Raw genomic sequence first — 17,090 nt, 5'->3', positions numbered from 1 at the left:
TTATTTAGAAGCGGAATCTTAGAACACAACGCCAAAAATAACAGAAAAGCGTTGGTAATCATCTCTAAAATCTTTAGAACGCACAGAATCTGTATTGATTGATGCACCCGGTGTGCGTGAAGAGCTTGTCATCTGCCCCATTACATAGCGTAAGCCCACGCTAAAGACATTTGATACTTTTACACCCATACCGATACCGTAAGTCAAGCCGTGATAGATATTATCAAGCGAAGTGTCATTTTGCGTTTCGCTGATATAGAAATTATCCTTTATGCTGTGATAAGCATAGCCCACCATACCTTGAATATAGAAATATCTCGCTTGCACCCCAACAATCACCGGCACTTGCACACCCCAACCATTAAAGCCCAAATCTGTCATTACCTTTGTCCCACCGGGCAATCCATTATCCACACCGCTCCAAAAAGCATTTGAATTCCCAACAGATTTTATATAAATTGGCGCAGTAATTTCAGTCCCAACATACGGACGCAACCCACTTGCAGATTTAATAGATGTGATATACATAGAATATCCCACATCAGCTGAATGCAGATTCAAATCACCAAGCATTGAGTATGAATAGCCCAAATGTCCCTCGCTAAAAAGATACCAGCGTTGCACATTCCCAGCTTTGTTTGAGCCATTAAGAATTGACCCACTTGCAAAATTCCCCAACAACTGCTTTTTAATGTCATTGTTATTTTTGCTTGGAGCAGCAAACACCACGCCCCCAGCCAAAGCAAGTAACAAGAAAATTCTTTTTACACGAATCATTTTTAACTCCTTATGTTTGATTCTAAAATGCGTATGATAGCACAATAAGCTAACATCGGCTTAAAAGTGTAAAAACTTTAAGCCTTGAGCTAAGGCGTGATAATAGCAGCTTTAGAAAGATTTGTAGCGTGGAAAATCGTGCTATTATGCAGTCTTGCATAATACTTCATAAGATTTTTTTGCAAAATCGGCTCAATGCTTGGCACAAACCACGCATTATTGCTTGTTACAATCACAAGTTGAGGATTATCCGCATAAAAATCACTATTTGTCCCTTCATAACAGATGGCATTTTTAAACCTAACACCCTTAATGTCAAAATACCCAAACTCACGCCCCGGACTAAACCCCCCAATACCTTCAAAAAATACATTCACAATAGGCAGCAAAGATTGAGGCAAACGCTCCCCAAAAGGCACAAGCAACACTTTATCAAGGAATGTCATCTCGCCATTTTCAAATTTATAAGTGCTATTAAAATACAGCACTTCGCCTTCATTATTTTGCTCCACACGCAATGCCCCAACAACAATTACAATATCCTTACTCATCTGTATGAGCTTATCAAAATGAGAAAAATACTTAGAATCTAAGGGCGCATAAAATGCACTCTCTGGCAACATAATTGCTTCATAACCTTCATTTTTTGCCCTCTCTATTTGGTCTATGTAGGTTTGAAAAATACTCCCCATTTGCTCCATACGCCAAGCAATATCCTGACTCACTTCACTTTCTATAAGCTTAATTTTTAGTGGAATCTGCGGTGGATTTTCACTAAAAGTTTTAGAATCTAGTGCAAAAATAAGACATATAATCCCCACTATCTTCCACCATCGCTCATACTTGATAGCAGCCCACAACCCAAGCACGATTAAACACAAACTTAGCTTATCCACCCCAAAATAGCTAAAAGCAAACACGCTCTCAAGCATAATCCAATCAAACCCAAGAGGCGTAAAATAGCTTAAAAGCATTATAAAGCCAAACCGCCAAAGCAAACATTCACACCACAAGCCAATGTAAAATACACAAGCAATAAGCAAGGCTTCAGCCACAATCACAAGCGGGATAAGCACACTCATATCAAAATATCGTAGTCCCAAACTTATCCAATAAAACCACAACACCCCAACAAAAAATCCCACGCTAAAGCGGCGATTTTTAGGCGTAAAAAGCACACTTGCAATACTCAGAACCCCCAAAATAGAAACAAGAATCTTAGGAGCTTGCACATCACAAAGCTCACAAATCCACTGCACATAAAATGGAGCTACACATACACTTGCAAATATAAAAGAGATACACAGCCACACAAACATTCTTTTGTAGCTTTGTTTATCACGCCAAGCAAATGGGGTGTAGGGCATATCAAGCACAGCCTTTATATGCCCTAAAAAATTTGAGTTTTGAAGATTCAAAAAAGAAGACATTAGAGATGATAAGTTTAAGATTATTTAAAAGTTGTCCCGCCATCAATCACAATGGTTTGCCCAGTGAGCCAAGCACTCTGTGTTTCATCGCATAAGAAAAATGCCGCACCAGCCAAATCTTCAGGTGTCCCCATACGATTAAGCGGGGATTGCTCTTCAACCTTGGCTTTCACTTCGGCATAATCAGGAAAAGCTTTCAGTGCATCTGTATCAATAGGACCGCCACTTACAGCATTTACGCGTATGCCCCACTCGCCTAGTTCTGCGGCTGCATATTTTACCATTGTCTCTACTGCATTCTTAGAATTCCCGTGTCCAGCATAATTTGGCATATACACAAGATTCCCCGTTGAGCTAAGAGAGACAATCGCTCCTCCACCCACCTCTTTCATTCTTTTTGCTGCTTCTTGTGCGCCAACGACAAATGCCAAAACGGTTGCTGTATAAATATTATTTAGCCCTCGTGGTTTTAAACGCATAAATGGTGCAAATCCACCCGCCACACTTTTACCATAAATAATTGCATTTGACACGAAAAAATCAATGCGTGAGAAATCCTCATCAATCTTTTTAAATAGCTCAACATATTGCTCTGGCTCAAGCACATTCAAAGGATAGAATCTTACCTTAATGCCGAACTTAGATTCCACATCTTGAGCGATTTTTGCCGCCTCTTCCTCATTTTTATTATAAGTAAAAGCAATATTGACACCATTTTGTGCAAATTTATACAAAATCGCTTTACCAATCCCACGCGTAGCACCGCTAATCACAAGCGTTTTGCCCTTCATAAAACTTGTAGTGCAATTTTGATTATTCATTGTTTCACCTCGTATTTTTCTAAAATTTTGCGTATTTTATCCATATTTTCCTTAGAAGGTGCTACTAATGGCAGACGATATTCCAAATTTTTTAACAATCCTGCCAAAAACATCGCCGCTTTTATGGGTATAGGATTACTTTCACAAAATAAAACTTTGTTTATTTCATAAAGCTTTGTATTTATCTCATAGCTTTTTTTCATATCCCCTTGCAATGCGTAATGCGTCAAATCAGCAATATCTTGGGGCAAAAGATTGCCCGTAACAGAAATGACACCCTTGCCATTATTTGCAAGGATAGGGTAATTAATCGCATCTTCTCCACTCAAGAGTCCAAGCTCTGGCACCTCCGCACCAAACGCCACTACCCTATCCATAAGCCCTGCTGCTTCTTTAATCGCATAAATATTGCCACATTCCTTATGTAACCTTTTTGTCGTTTCTATCTCAAGATTCACACCTGTGCGAGAAGGCACATTATATAACATTACAGGTATCTCCACAGCATTTGCCACAGCCTTGTAATGCTCAAACAAACCCTCTTGTGTTGGTTTATTGTAATAAGGTGTAACACAAAGCAGTGCATCTGCTCCACATTTTTGTGCAAAAATAGCAAGTTCTTTTGCCTCGCTTGTAGCATTACTCCCTGCCCCAGCAAGCACCTTTACCCCACTCCCCTTGCAAACCTCCACGGCAACTTCAATACACTCCATATGTTCTTTATGTGAGAGCGTAGCAGATTCTCCTGTTGTCCCAACCGGCACACACGCATCCATTCCATAAGTGATTTGTCGCTTAATCAAAGATTCATAGGTTTCAAAATCCACCTTCCCTTGCTTAAATGGCGTGATTAACGCACTCATTGCTCCTTGCACCATTGCCTACTCCTTTGTTCCTGCTTGTTCATTATCTTTTAAGATGACAACACTTAATGAATCTTGCATAAAATATGTATTTGCTACCTCTTTAATCTTCTCAACGCTCAACGCATTAAGCTCTTTTTCATAATTTAAAAGCGGGTTAATATCTCCACGCACAAGATAGCTTCCAAACAGCCCAGCCACATTTGAAGCACTCTCCAAGCTATATATAAAACTCGCACGGGTATTGATTTTAACCTTTTCTAACTCCTCTTGAGAAACCTCGCCCTTTTTAAGTCTATCCAATATTATATAAATCTCTTTTTCCACAGATTCTGCACTCACACCCCGCCTTGCTGCAGCAACGATTAAAAACACTCCCTCATCTTTTAAATCCATATTATACGCATACGCACTCGTAGCGATTTGCTGCTTGTCTATAAGCTCGGTTTGAAAAATACTTGACTTTCCACTGCTTAGAATCTCTCCAATAGCACTTAATGCCACTTGATCTTTGCTCAAATAGTTTGGAATCTTATAGCCCATTGTGAGATACTCAACTTGTGAATCTTTTTTGACAATCACGCGTCGCTCCCCATCTTGCTTTGGCTCTTTTGCCTCAACTTGCGGAATAGAATCTGTCCTATTTTTCAAGCTTCCAAAATGCTTTTTAGCACTCTCAAATACTACACTTGGCTCAATATCCCCACTCACAAGCACGATGGCATTTTGTGGCTGATAGTAAGTCTCATAAAACGCTCTAATATCCTCAATGTTCCACGCCTGAATATCCTCCATAAAGCCAATAGGCGTCCAATGATAAGGGTGATACACATAGGCTGTGTTAAAAAAGCGAAAATACAAATAGCCCATAGGCGAATTATCCGTCCGCCAAAGTCGCTCTTCAGCCACAACATTCCTTTCAGGCTGAAACTCACTATCTTCCAATGCAAGATTGCTCATAAGCTCAGCAAATAACTCTAAAGACTTATCCAGATTCCCCGCACTTGATTTAATAAAATACCGCGTATAATCAAAGCTTGTAGAAGCATTATTTACGCCACCAAAACCTTTGACTATCTCATCAAACTCACCCGCCTTAAGATTATATGTAGATTTGAAACTCAAATGCTCAAGCATATGTGCCATACCACTTTTTCCCATACTCTCATTGCGACTACCAACTTTGTAAAATACATTTGTCTCAATCACGCCACTTTGATTATGCAGAGGGACAACTACTATTTCTAGCCCATTCTCAAGCGTTTTTGTATAATGCTTAGGTAGAACACTTGATGTGGAAAATGCTGAATTGATACTTGCTATAACACTCATCACAACTCCTAAAATTAGAATCTTCACTTGCTATTCTCACTCTTTGGGTAAATCGTGTGCAGAATCTTGCTGTGCTTGCGATGTAGTCTCTAAAGCTTGCGTAGAATCTTGCAAAGATTGTGTTTTTTTTGTGCGGGGACTTTTAGCTTTTGTTGCGTTTGTAGAATCTGCCTTTTTTACTCTCGTTTTTTTAGTCTTAGATTCTACTTTTGGGGCTTTTGTGCTCTTTGGCTTTGTATGAGAGTGTGCATCTTCGCTAGAATCTGCCTTTTTATTCCTCGCTCTTATTGGCTTTGTCTTAATGACAATTGTTGAATCTTGCGTATCTTTCACACTCTCATCTTGTGCTTTTTCTGGCTCTGGCTTTTTGCGTGTCTTTGGTTTGGTTTTAATATCCTGTCCCAACGCCTCGTGCAAATGTGTGAAGCCATCTGCCTGAATACATTGCAATAAGCCTTCATTAATATTTTTACACAAGCTTGGTCCCTGAAACACAAGCCCACTATACACCTGCACCAAACTCGCCCCTAGCTTAATACGCTCATAGGCTTCCTGCGGACTATCAATCCCGCCAACAGAAATCAAAACAATCTTACCAAAAAAACTTTCACTTAGGATTCTTAGAATCTCCTTTGATTTTTGCTTCAACGCCGCTCCGCTAATGCCACCACTTTGCTTTGGATTCTGCACGAGCGTATAATCAATAGTCGTATTTGTCGCAATAATCCCACTTGCACCGCTTTTTGCACTCATCTCAACAACTTTTAACATCTCATCTTTATCCATATCTGGCGAGATTTTCAAAAAGAGTGGTTTTTGCGTATGGGTGCGTGCCATAGCAAAAAGCTCTTGCACAAATGAAACATTTTGTAAATCACGCAAGTTTGGTGTATTTGGCGATGAAAGATTAAAAGTGAAATAGTCCCCGACCTCCAAGCAGTCAAGCAGGACATTTTCATAATTTTTTAGCGAATCGCTTTGGGCGATGATTTTATTTTTACCAATATTGATACCAAGTGGAATGGCGTATGGATAAAACTCTTTGAGCCTTTTTGAGATGGCAAGTGAGCCTTGGTTATTAAAACCCATGGCATTTTGAAGACTTTGCTCTTGTGTATGGCGGAAAAGACGCGGCTTTGGATTGCCTTCTTGTGGGGCTTGAGTGATTGTGCCAATCTCTAAAAACCCAAATCCAAGGGTACTAAGCCCCTTTATCATCGTAGCATTTTTATCAAATCCAGCCGCCAAGCCCACAGGATTATAGAATCTCATACCTGCAACCTCAATGCTCAATACCTTATCCACCACGCAATTTTTCCCAGCAATGTAATCTTGCACCAACGGCAAAGGCATAACACGCTTAATGAAAGATTCAGCCCAGCTATGAGCTTTTTCAGCATCAAGTTTGAAAAGATAAGGAGAAAGCATTTGATACAGCGACATAAGACACTCCACGAAATTTAAGTTAGAAAGTCAAATTGCGTATTGTAGCAAAAAAAATAAATCCTTAAACAAATCCTAATGTAACTTGAAAATTTAGGCGTAATCCTACATTACAATCAACAAAAAACACTACTTAATCTCTCCAGCTTCCCTTGTGGGAGAAAAAATGCTCATTATTTGTTTTTTACTCAAATGTAAATCAAAGTATGTGCTATAAAACATTTCAGTAGAGTGCAAAAGCGTGTCAAACTCCATCTCATTTGGATAATTACACATATAGAGCCATTGAAGCAAAATAGGCAAATCTACGCTTGGAGCAAATGGGCGATATGAGCCTAATGGAAATTTATAGACTCTTTTATTTTGGATTGCCTTGATGGGCTTCCACAATGAACTTTTGAGTATATCTTGGGGCATAAGCGTATTAAAATTATTAATATAGATAATATCCGGATTGAGCTTGTATATATCTTCAAGCGTTATTTTTACAATATTTTGACTAGAAATAACATTTTGTCCGCCACTTGTTTGTAATAAATAATCCGCAAAAATGCCACCTGCCCAAATAGCCTTATCACTCTCAAAATAATGTATCACCAATGCCTTTGGCTTAATATTATTTGGCTTTGCCCTTACTTTTTTCATCATATCATCTTGAATACTTTGAGTAAAATCTAAAAATCTTTTTGCCTTTATCTCAACATCTAAAATAGGGGCTAACACTGCAATCCAACCCTTGAGTGTTTCAAATGAGTTATACCCCCATTTATTGACACTGAGTTCTATTGTTGGAATCTTGCTTTGTTTCATTGCCTGACATAGCTTGATATTTGCACTATGACACACAAACAAATCTGGCTTAAGTGAAAGAAGATCTTCTATATTTTCATTCTCTCCACTTGAAATACGACTAATCTCGGAAAACATATCAAGTAAAAAGGAATTTTTTAACGCATTTTTACTTGATTTTGGCATATATGCAATACTTTTTGCACTCTTTTCAAGCATAATAATAACAGATGGTAATGGCCACATACCGCCCCCAATCACAATGCGAGTAGGCTTTTTTGGAATCTCAACACTATATCCTTTATCATCTTTATACATATAGGGAAAAGCACCAAACACATTGGCACTAAGCAGCACATATAGCATTATGAAACGCATTATCACACCCCCTTCGCACATACAATATCATTCTCTAAAATATCACTCTCAACCCACTGCATAAATGTGTCAAAAAAATATTCTGTCGTAGGCATAAATCCCTGCCCCAAATGAAACTCCGGATCAAGAGAGGTAACATATAAGTTTCCTTTAAAAGTTGTGTCTTTGTAAATAATACTTTCATCTAATTCATTCACCAATATATTTTGGGCATTTTTTGGCGGATAAAATGCTCCGTGGTAATGCCACTTTGCATCTTTAACCGCCATTTTGCTAAATAAACCATCTTTTGTAGAATCTTCTGTCTTATTCCCATCTGAATCTAAGGCATATAAAGGCATATCTGCATTAGGGATAAGCCACCACCAAAAATTAACAGGATAATCCCTCCATATAATGTTTGGCAAATAATCTTGTGTAATCTCCCCAAAAGAAACAATATGTCCTCCAGATTCCAAATAGGAAATGAACTTTTGTTTATGCTTAACCAAGCTATGTGCGTCCATTCTTGAGCTTAAAACAATATAATCAAACGCTTCAAGATTCAAAGATTGTAAATCTAAAAAATGGCAGCGTTTAGAGAAGAAATGCGCATATTTTTCATTTTTATTTGTGAAAAAATATCTATGAAATGAGCTACCACCTGTGATAATGGCATTTGTAAGCTTATGGGAAGAAAGGCTTTGTATATGTTTATTAGGCACAAAGTCTAAATAATTAAGCTTTGTATCACAAGAATTTTGCGAAGTCTTATATTTTTGCTCTGCCATATTATCAACATTACCAACATTATCAATCTTGTGTGCTGCCCCATCTTGCTTAATCCGCCCTAACTCCCTACCAAGCCATTGCAGAAGATTAAACCCCATTCTTCTTGCTGTCGTATTATCCATAAGCCCAAAACTTAATAAATCCGCATTTGCTGTTGATAGAATAACACCTTGGGTAGATTCTCTATCAATATAACCAACACACTCCCCCTGACAATCACTTAAGAGATGCTCCACTTTATGTGGAAAAGCACTCATATCAAAAAACCCACGATTAAAAAATCCTTTGACACCACGCCTATGATTTATATCATATTCCCTTACTCCATCAAAGATAATTGCCGCAGATTCACTCTTAGCAAACTTTACAACCCTATCTCTAATTGGAACTTGACTCTGTACATAGCCCTTACTATAAGGTAAAATCCGCATAAAATCACTCATAAAAGATAGCACCACGCCCCCAGATTCAAGAAAACTAAGAATCTTATCTTTAAAGCGTGAGAGATAATACTCATCAATCCCCATAGGCAAAACAACCGCACAAAATCCGCTCAAATCAAGCGAGTGAAATTCATTATACAAATCTACATACTGCAAAATATGCTTATATAAAAAATGTGTTGAAACACTCTGTTCTTTTAGACTTCCTGATTCAAGATAAGCAATCTTACCAAAAGATTCAAGCTCTTTATAATGATAAAGATTCTCTAAGTTATTTTTTAAACCACTACAACCACATTTACTAGACATCTTTTTATCCTTTTATTTAAGTAAATTTATAAACTTTGTGGATTATATTGCATTTTGTTTTTTATTTCAATATAATAACCGCTCTTATTTTTATTTTAATAAAAAAAGGATTCAAAATGAGACGCTCTACCAAAAAAAAGTGTATCTATTTTTCTTTGTTGTTTTATGCTCCCTTTTTACCTTTTTATATGTACGCTGACGAGCAAGAACAAAAAATAAGCAGTGCAGAAAGGAATGTCAAGCTTGAAAAATCTGTTGTCAAAGCACAAGTGATTATGTCGGAGTTACCCATAGAGCTACAATCTAAGCAAATTAGCGTTGTTGAAAAAAAAGACTTGCTCCAAAAAAGCAATGGTAATATACAATCTATCCTAGAATCTGTGCCCGGCATCTTATATTCCCGCTCTGGCGGCATTAATGGGCAAATCACATTTCGTGGGCAAAATTCCAATAGCTCTCGCTCTATTGTGATGATAGATGGTGTGAGATACTCTGGGCGTAATACGCTAGAACTCAACACCCTTGATCCCTACGCCTTTGAAAGTATAGAAATTATACGCGGTCCGGCAAGCTCACTATGGGGAAGTGATGCTATGAATGGTGTTGTAAATTTTAGATCTCGCACTTCATCATACAATACACAAAGCGATACTTTTGCTGCCACAGCTAGAATCCGTGCTTTAGAATATGGCAGTGTGAATAATCTTTTTGGTGGAAGGGCTGAAGTGCTTGGCGGAGGGGGAGGCTGGGATATGCTTATTGGAGTAAGCTCAAAAACAGCACAAGACTACACTACACCCATTAAAGAAAACAACTCATACAAAGCAAAAAATTCATCGTTTAACTATCTGGGCGTGGATTTTAACATTGGCTATACCAAAGATTCTACACGCTACTATACTCAAGGTCGTTATACAAGAGTAGAATCTCATCGTGCTGGAGGTTTAGGTGCAGCACCGGGGTCAAGCTATGGAATCTTAATGAGTGAAGATCCAATCAGCGAATATTATTTAAGAGTAGGAATGAAAAAATCTCAACTCTCTTTTGCAGAATCTATGGAAAGCTATCTCTATTATAGACATTGGGATACAGATATTTGGAATAATCGCGCCGCATTTACAGATGGAAAAAATATTCATCAACAAGTTTATAACAACAACTACTTTGGCGGACGCTTAGTGTTTAATAGTAGAATTAACAAGCATTATCTTACTTATGGAGCTGAATTTGAAAGCTCTTACTCTCCAACACAAGTAAGGCAAAATAATCTTGCAGACAACACAAGCAAAACAACAAACCGCCCATCTAGCACCACCGATTTTGCTTTATTTATTAAAGATGATTTTAGCGCTACTCCATCTTGGTATCTTTTGGCATCTCTTAGAGGAGACTATGTACTCACAACAATTTCAAAAACAAAATCAAGTACGGAACAATCCAACAATAATCAAGCCATCCATATTGAAAACTCTCGCCTCCTTGATGAAAATAGCGTAATCCACAGCGGTGCTATCACAGGCTCTCTTGGTTCAGTGTATTTTCTTAATGACTATATAAGCAATGTGATTAATGTCAGTCACAACTTCAAAAATCCAAGTGCTGGTACGCGTATGCAAGTCACACCAAGTGGCAGCTCAACACTCACTATCGCAAATCCTCTTATCAAGCCAGAATATTCACAAAGTGCTGAGTTTGGCTTTAGATTCCAAAGTGATAATCACTATGCTTCATTAATTGGCTTTTTTACACATTATACTGATATGCTTGCCCTTAGCTCCTATCAAAGTGCAATAGCTAACACAAATAACGCTTATAGATATGAAAATATAGGAAAGGCAATCATCACAGGTGTAGAAATTGAGGGGAAACATAGCTTCTTTGACGATAGGCTTATGCTTTCTTATGTAGGCTCTTATAATTATGGTGAAAATCTCACAGACAATAAGCCTATTGCTTATCTTGCACCACTTTATGGTCAGGTATCCTTATCACTGCAATTTAACAAATGGTATGTCAATCTCACACAAAGGGGATATGGAGCAAAAACTCGCATAGATCCAAATGAAGAGAGGGCAACACAAGCCTATACAATGACAGATTTATACTTGGGATTAAAACTTGGTGGTTTTTCTACAAAACTACAAGATATGGAGCTTTTAATTGGAGCAAATAATCTCTTTAATCAAGTTGGCAGAAACCCTGTAACCGTCCAAAGCATAAAACACCAAATAGCACTGACAAATCCTCTTGTAGAGCCGGGTAGAAATGTTTTTGTTAAATATATCTGGAATTATTAATGCAGATTCTAAAAGCAATGTTTGCCTCTATCTTAGGCTCTTTCATCATAGTGATTTTTGCTCTTATTTGTCTAAGCAGTGGCAGATATGCTCTGCCCATTGAAGATATTATCCAAGTGCTATGTGGCAATGGAGATGAGACGCAAAATAATGTTATTTTTTATTTTCGTCTTCCTCGCATTCTTGTAGCCATTATTGTTGGTGCTGGATTAAGTGTAGCTGGTGGGGCGTTTCAAAGTCTATTTCGCAATCCCTTAGCAACACCTGATATTTTAGGCGTTACAAGTGGAGCAAGTTTTGGTGCAGTGCTAGGACTGCTTTTAGGATTAAGTATGGATTATATCAGCATTGCTGGATTCATCTTTGGTATTCTTTCACTTGCTTTAGTTGCGTGTATTGGCTATAACAAAAATGCACCATCTCAAACCACCACAATGATTTTAAGCGGCATTATCGTAGGGGCTTTGTTCCAAAGTCTTATAGGCATAGTCAAATACATTGCCGATCCACAAGACACACTCCCAACCATCACCTATTGGCTCTTAGGCTCTTTAGATGTGGCATTGGAAAGCTATGTCATATTCAATCTTATTGGCATTATCTTTGGCATAGTCATTATTTTTATCTTGCGTTGGAAGCTCAATCTCCTTATGCTAGAAGATGATGAAGCCAAAAGCCTAGGGGTTAATCTCACACTTTTGCGAGCTTATATCATCATTTCAAGCACAATGATTGTTGCTTGCTCAATAAGTATGTGTGGCGTTATTGGCTGGGTGGGGCTGCTTGTGCCTCATATTGCACGATTACTTATTGGCAATGAAAATTCAAAGCTAATCCCGCTTAGTATGTTTATTGGTGCGTTATTCCTTATGCTTATTGATACCCTATCACGCACACTTTCAAGCGAACAAATCCCTATATCAATTCTCACTTCACTTGTTGGAGCGCCATTTTTTATTTATATTTTACGCAAAAATCAAAGGGGATAAAATGTTTGCCATAAACAATGCAAGTTTCAAAAGAAAAAATACGCAGATTCTCAATAATATCCATCTTACCCTACAAGAAGGTGAAGTGCTAGGTATCTTAGGCTGTAATGGAGCGGGTAAAACAACCTTACTTAAATGTATGGTTGGGCTGCTTGAATGGAATCTTGGGGAGAGTATCTTGCTTGGAAAATCACTTAAAGCTTACAATCAGCAAGAGTTATGGAAAATTATCTCGTATGTCCCACAGGCAAAGACGCAAATCTTTAATATCAAGGTGCTTGATATGGTCGCACTTGGGTGCAATCCATCTGTGCGATTTAAGCCAAATATGACACATTTTAAACAAGCACACGATATTTTAGACAAGCTTCATCTTACACATTTAACGCATAAGCTTTGCCTTAACTTAAGCGGCGGAGAATTGCAAATGGTGCTATTTGCACGGGCTTTAGTTAAAAATCCAAAGATTCTTATCCTTGATGAGCCAGAATCAAACCTTGACTTTCATAATCAAAAAACCATTTTAGATATGCTAAAACGCCTTAGCAACAACGGCTGCACCATTATTCTTAACACACATTTTCCTTCACACGCTAGATTTTTGTCGCATAAAGTCGTGTTACTTCATAAAATCACTGATTGCTTAGATTCACCACAAGACACAAATGCTATTTTTGGAAACGCCAAACATCTACTCACTTCAAAGTATTTAAGCCAACTCTACAATGTGCCATTACATACAGAATCTATGCCTATGGAAAATGAATATATTTTTAGGGTTTGATTTTATTAGTCAAGAAATTCTATTTATTGATAAAAGAAATGGTGGAGTATAGGGGGTTCGAACCCCTGACCTCAACGCTGCCAGCGTTGCGCTCTCCCAACTGAGCTAACACCCCAAAAACTACAAAAGCCTTAAAAATTCACAAGCACAAATGAAAGCAAAATCCCTTCAAAAAGCTCAAATAAACAGAATCTTGCAACAAAAAAGCTAGGATTGTGCCAAATTATTGCTTAAATTCCCCTTATTTAGCTCATCGTAATGCTTAAGATACACTTCGTGCATACTCTCTTCAAGCTTTTTATACCAATTTTTATCTTCAAAATCGGGTGTAAAAGCCTCCATAAGCACCACTCTAGCCTTATCTGTCTCAATAGATAAAGGCGAAGTGTTATAAAGCTTACGGGTGTTAATCAGTACCACAGGCTGGATTCTAAGCTTGAGCTTGGAGGCTAGAATCCTAGCCCCTGGCTTAAAAGGCAAAAACTTCTCACCACCCTTACTCCTTGTGCCTTCTGGGAAAATAGCAATAGGACGATTTTGAGCTAATGCCTTCTTAGCTTCTTTTAGCAAAAACACAATCCCACCCTTATCTTCCCTATCAATCAAAATCATATCAGGGGCTTTAAGTGCGTGTCCATAGAGTGGAATCTCACCAAGCTGCTTTTTTGCTACCCAACACAAATTGGCTGGGTGAAAACCTTCAAAGTAAATAATATCAGTAACGCTTTGATGATTCATCACTAAAAGCTGTGCGTCTTTGTCATATTCACCTACACGCTCCACAGACAAACCATTCAAGCCAAAAAACCACCGACATTGCTTTCTCGCCCATCTACCATTTTGAGAAGAGCGTGTCAAATAAATCTGCACGATAATGATGGGCAGATACAATGCGATGGAGAGTGTCGCAAAAATTGCTCTAGTTTTTGCCCACATATTCTTTCCTTATCCAGCCAACCTTAGAGTCTATGATAATCTTATAATACTCCTCATACTCGCCTATAATATCCACTTTTGTAGGTGTTTTGACTACCTCCATAATCGTAGAATTATGCGATGGGATAATGCTAATATTCGCCCCAACTTGTGCTATGCCCGAAGTTGCACTAAAAAAGATATTGTAAGCCAAAAGTAACACAAGCACCACAAGCACGACAAGACTTATTTTGCGTATTTTTTTAAACACAATCCATACAAGCACCATAAAAATAATAAGCCCACCAATCAAAAGATTCTTAAATATCAAAAATGTATTACGAGGCTTAATATCTCCGCTCTCATCAATGCTGCTACGCGAGATATTAATAGGTAAAGTAATATTGACAAACTGCTTGTTGCTCAAATTAAAATAATCAAATGACAGGGAACGCAAAGTCTTATCAAGCACAACATAGTAGATTCCATAAGTTACACCATCAACAACCTTACTATCCTCTAAGCCCTGTTTTGCATACTGCCCGATCTTCATACCCACCAGAGTGCCACCTCTGCTTTCAATTTGAAAAATCACAACATTATTTTGCTCATCATACTCTTTCGCACTATAATCCACAACTTCCATTGAATCTGCAATGACATTAGCATAATTTGGATTATTGCCTAGTTCTACAGCTTGAAACTTCGCTCCACTAGCAACCACTTCCTCCTCATAGCTCCCATCAGCAGATGCCACTTTCACACGCAATGGCGGCAGTGTAACATTTTTACCCTTGATTTTATAAATGTAAGTATTTTGCAAGATTCCTTGCTTATCCTGCTGCCAACTTGTAGATTTATTTTTTAACTCAACATTATTTTTTTGACTTAACTCCAAAAACTCAACATTCACAAGCTTAGCTTGAGACAATAAAGTAAGACTATACTTTACAGCAATATCTTGCCCTACATACAAACTTGAATCTGCACTAGGAAACTCCACATTAAGATAGGCAATTTTTGATGGTGTGTCAGCTTGAGTTAGATTCACCCCGAAAATAAACAACAACACCCACAAAAAAGTTTGAAGTCGCTTCATTCCCCTCTCCTTAAACTTTTTGCAAAAGATTATCAAGCATCGCCACCCCATCGCAACCACCAAGCACCATTTCAATAGCTCTCTCCGGATGAGGCATAAGCCCAAAGACATTTTTAGATTCATTGCACACCCCAGCAATTGAGCCAACTGAACCATTGGGATTATCTACATACTCAAGCAGAATCTGCTCATTTGCCCTCAATGCCTCCAAGCCACTTTCATCAATAAAATAATTGCCATCTGCGTGTGCTATTGGCAGAGCTATCTCTTGATTTTTAGCATAGGAGCGTAAAAAGACATTATTCTTATTCACAACACGCAATCTCTGCACTTTTGAAATAAAATGCAGATTCTCATTCCGTTTTAACACTCCGGGTAGTAACCCAGCCTCACAAAGAATCTGAAAGCCATTGCAGATTCCAAGCACTCTGCCACCTTTTAGAGCAAACTCCTTAATCGCTTTCATAATCGGTGAAAACTGCGCAATTGCCCCACAACGCAAATAATCCCCATAGCTAAAGCCACCGGGTACAACCACAAGCTGCACATCTTGGGGAATCTCACTCTCCTTATGCCATAAAATACACACCTCTGCCCCAAGAGACTTGAAGGCATATTGCGTGTCAAACTCACAATTTGTCCCCGGAAACAAGATTACAGCAACTTTCATTGAACAATCTCAATACTATAGTCTTCAATCACAACATTTGCTAACAACTCTTCACACATATTCTTTGCAATCTCATAGGCTTTATCCGCATTATCTTCTTGCAAATCTAGCAGAATCTCTTTTGACAGCTTAACACTCCTTAAAGATTCAAATCCGTGCGCATTTAAAGCGTGAAAGATCGCCTTTGCTTGTGGGTCAAGCACACCATTTTTAAGTGAAACAAGAACTCTAACCTGCATATATTCTCTCCATCTATTAAGATTCTAAAATGCGTTTTAGCACTTCTTCATAGGCAACTTTAACACTTCCCAAATCCTGTCTAAATCTATCTTTATCTAGCTTTTGATTTGTCTGCTTATCCCAAAAGCGACAGCTATCTGGGCTAATCTCATCAGCCAAAATAATTTGAGAATCCTTATCTCGCCCAAATTCAAGCTTAAAATCAACAAGCTTTAATCCCCTTTTATCAAAAAAATCCTTTAAAATATCATTAATTTTTCTCGCTTGAGTTTTTAGCACTTCTAGCTCACTTTGCTCCTCAACCAAGCCTAGAATCTTGCAATGCTCATCATTAATGATAGGATCGCCCAACGCATCATCTTTATAATAAAATTCTACCAAAGCAAAGGGTAACACGCTCCCTTCACTTATGCCCAAACGCTTTGTGAGTGAGCCTGTGGCAATATTTCTTACAACCACTTCAATGGGAATAATACTCACTTTTTTACATAACATATCAATATCATTTAAGCGTTTAATATAATGGCTCGTTACGCCATTTTCTGCTAAAAGCTCAAAAAGTAAAGAGCTGATTTGACAATTCAAAGCACCCTTGCCAGATTCAGCACCTTTTTTTTCAGCATTAAATGCTGTCAAATCATCCTTAAACTCCGCAATCACTTCATCTTCTTCACTTGTGGCAAAAAGTTTCTTACCCTTTCCTTCATACAACATTGCTTCTTTTTGCATACTTCTCCTTT

General features: G+C 38.1%; 15 protein-coding genes, 1 tRNA gene and 1 pseudogene. 3 read left to right on the top strand and 14 right to left on the bottom strand.

Annotation, left to right across the window (positions count from 1 at the left end; translation table 11 throughout):
• Positions 1-18: 18 nt before the first annotated feature.
• The 8 genes and pseudogenes from EBF12_RS05950 to EBF12_RS05915 all read right to left on the bottom strand — a co-directional run bounded on the left by EBF12_RS05950 (position 19) and on the right by EBF12_RS05915 (position 9,356).
• Entirely contained in the window at positions 19-777 is a 759-nt protein-coding gene (locus EBF12_RS05950; protein WP_121726832.1) for a hypothetical protein, read from the bottom strand.
• Positions 778-866: 89 nt separating this feature from the next.
• Positions 867-2,207, bottom strand: coding sequence for an apolipoprotein N-acyltransferase (locus EBF12_RS05945; RefSeq protein ID WP_244196406.1), 1,341 nt, complete (start codon positions 2,205-2,207; stop codon positions 867-869).
• A 20-nt stretch (positions 2,208-2,227) separates the two neighbouring features.
• Positions 2,228-3,028, bottom strand: a complete 801-nt coding sequence (locus EBF12_RS05940; RefSeq protein ID WP_121726831.1) for an enoyl-ACP reductase — start codon at positions 3,026-3,028, stop codon at positions 2,228-2,230.
• The gene (gene dapA, locus EBF12_RS05935) at positions 3,025-3,906 is read right to left on the bottom strand and encodes a 4-hydroxy-tetrahydrodipicolinate synthase (RefSeq protein WP_121726830.1); all 882 of its coding nucleotides are present in this window, start codon (positions 3,904-3,906) and stop codon (positions 3,025-3,027) included. Before dapA ends, EBF12_RS05940 begins: the two co-directional genes overlap by 4 nt.
• Before the next feature lie 3 nt (positions 3,907-3,909).
• Positions 3,910-5,223: a M16 family metallopeptidase gene (locus tag EBF12_RS05930; RefSeq protein ID WP_121726829.1), complete on the bottom strand. Its 1,314-nt coding sequence runs from the start codon at positions 5,221-5,223 to the stop codon at positions 3,910-3,912.
• Between the two features lie 387 nt (positions 5,224-5,610).
• Positions 5,611-6,666, bottom strand: a pseudogene (locus tag EBF12_RS05925) (quinone-dependent dihydroorotate dehydrogenase); the annotation flags it as partial.
• A 129-nt stretch (positions 6,667-6,795) separates the two neighbouring features.
• A complete protein-coding gene (locus EBF12_RS05920; protein WP_121726827.1) occupies positions 6,796-7,833 on the bottom strand; it encodes an ABC transporter substrate-binding protein in 1,038 nt (345 codons plus the stop codon).
• Positions 7,834-7,835: 2 nt separating this feature from the next.
• Positions 7,836-9,356, bottom strand: a complete 1,521-nt coding sequence (locus EBF12_RS05915; protein WP_121726826.1) for a hypothetical protein — start codon at positions 9,354-9,356, stop codon at positions 7,836-7,838.
• A gap of 116 nt (positions 9,357-9,472) precedes the next feature.
• Here EBF12_RS05915 and EBF12_RS05910 point away from each other — a divergent pair, with 116 nt between their 5' ends.
• From EBF12_RS05910 to EBF12_RS05900, 3 genes are read left to right on the top strand one after another with little or no spacing between them, the layout of a single operon-like run.
• A complete protein-coding gene (locus EBF12_RS05910; protein ID WP_244196405.1) occupies positions 9,473-11,653 on the top strand; it encodes a TonB-dependent receptor in 2,181 nt (726 codons plus the stop codon).
• On the top strand, positions 11,653-12,642 hold the full coding sequence (locus tag EBF12_RS05905) for a FecCD family ABC transporter permease (RefSeq protein ID WP_002957306.1): 990 nt from the start codon (positions 11,653-11,655) through the stop codon (positions 12,640-12,642). Before EBF12_RS05910 ends, EBF12_RS05905 begins: the two co-directional genes overlap by 1 nt.
• A gap of 1 nt (position 12,643) precedes the next feature.
• A complete protein-coding gene (locus EBF12_RS05900) occupies positions 12,644-13,426 on the top strand; it encodes an ABC transporter ATP-binding protein (protein ID WP_002957305.1) in 783 nt (260 codons plus the stop codon).
• 39 nt (positions 13,427-13,465) lie between these two features.
• Here EBF12_RS05900 and EBF12_RS05895 read toward each other — a convergent pair.
• The 6 genes from EBF12_RS05895 to purC form a co-directional block, all read right to left on the bottom strand.
• A tRNA-Ala gene (locus tag EBF12_RS05895) sits at positions 13,466-13,541 on the bottom strand.
• A 92-nt stretch (positions 13,542-13,633) separates the two neighbouring features.
• A complete protein-coding gene (locus EBF12_RS05890) occupies positions 13,634-14,362 on the bottom strand; it encodes a lysophospholipid acyltransferase family protein (RefSeq protein ID WP_121726825.1) in 729 nt (242 codons plus the stop codon).
• Positions 14,346-15,440 (bottom strand): SH3 domain-containing protein, encoded by a 1,095-nt coding sequence (locus tag EBF12_RS05885; protein ID WP_121726824.1) that lies wholly within the window; start codon positions 15,438-15,440, stop codon positions 14,346-14,348. Before EBF12_RS05885 ends, EBF12_RS05890 begins: the two co-directional genes overlap by 17 nt.
• Positions 15,441-15,450: 10 nt before the next feature.
• Positions 15,451-16,110, bottom strand: coding sequence for a phosphoribosylformylglycinamidine synthase subunit PurQ (purQ, locus tag EBF12_RS05880; RefSeq protein ID WP_121726823.1), 660 nt, complete (start codon positions 16,108-16,110; stop codon positions 15,451-15,453).
• Positions 16,107-16,349: a phosphoribosylformylglycinamidine synthase subunit PurS gene (gene purS / locus EBF12_RS05875; protein WP_121726822.1), complete on the bottom strand. Its 243-nt coding sequence runs from the start codon at positions 16,347-16,349 to the stop codon at positions 16,107-16,109. The genes purQ and purS overlap by 4 nt, the downstream gene beginning before the upstream one ends.
• Before the next feature lie 16 nt (positions 16,350-16,365).
• Entirely contained in the window at positions 16,366-17,079 is a 714-nt protein-coding gene (purC, locus tag EBF12_RS05870; protein WP_121726821.1) for a phosphoribosylaminoimidazolesuccinocarboxamide synthase, read from the bottom strand.
• Positions 17,080-17,090: the final 11 nt, after the last annotated feature.

Origin of the sequence: Helicobacter labetoulli (genome assembly GCF_003670275.1) — a bacterium.
In the GTDB taxonomy this organism is placed as follows: domain Bacteria; phylum Campylobacterota; class Campylobacteria; order Campylobacterales; family Helicobacteraceae; genus Helicobacter_C; species Helicobacter_C labetoulli.
This window is presented reverse-complemented; position numbering and strand designations above follow the sequence as displayed.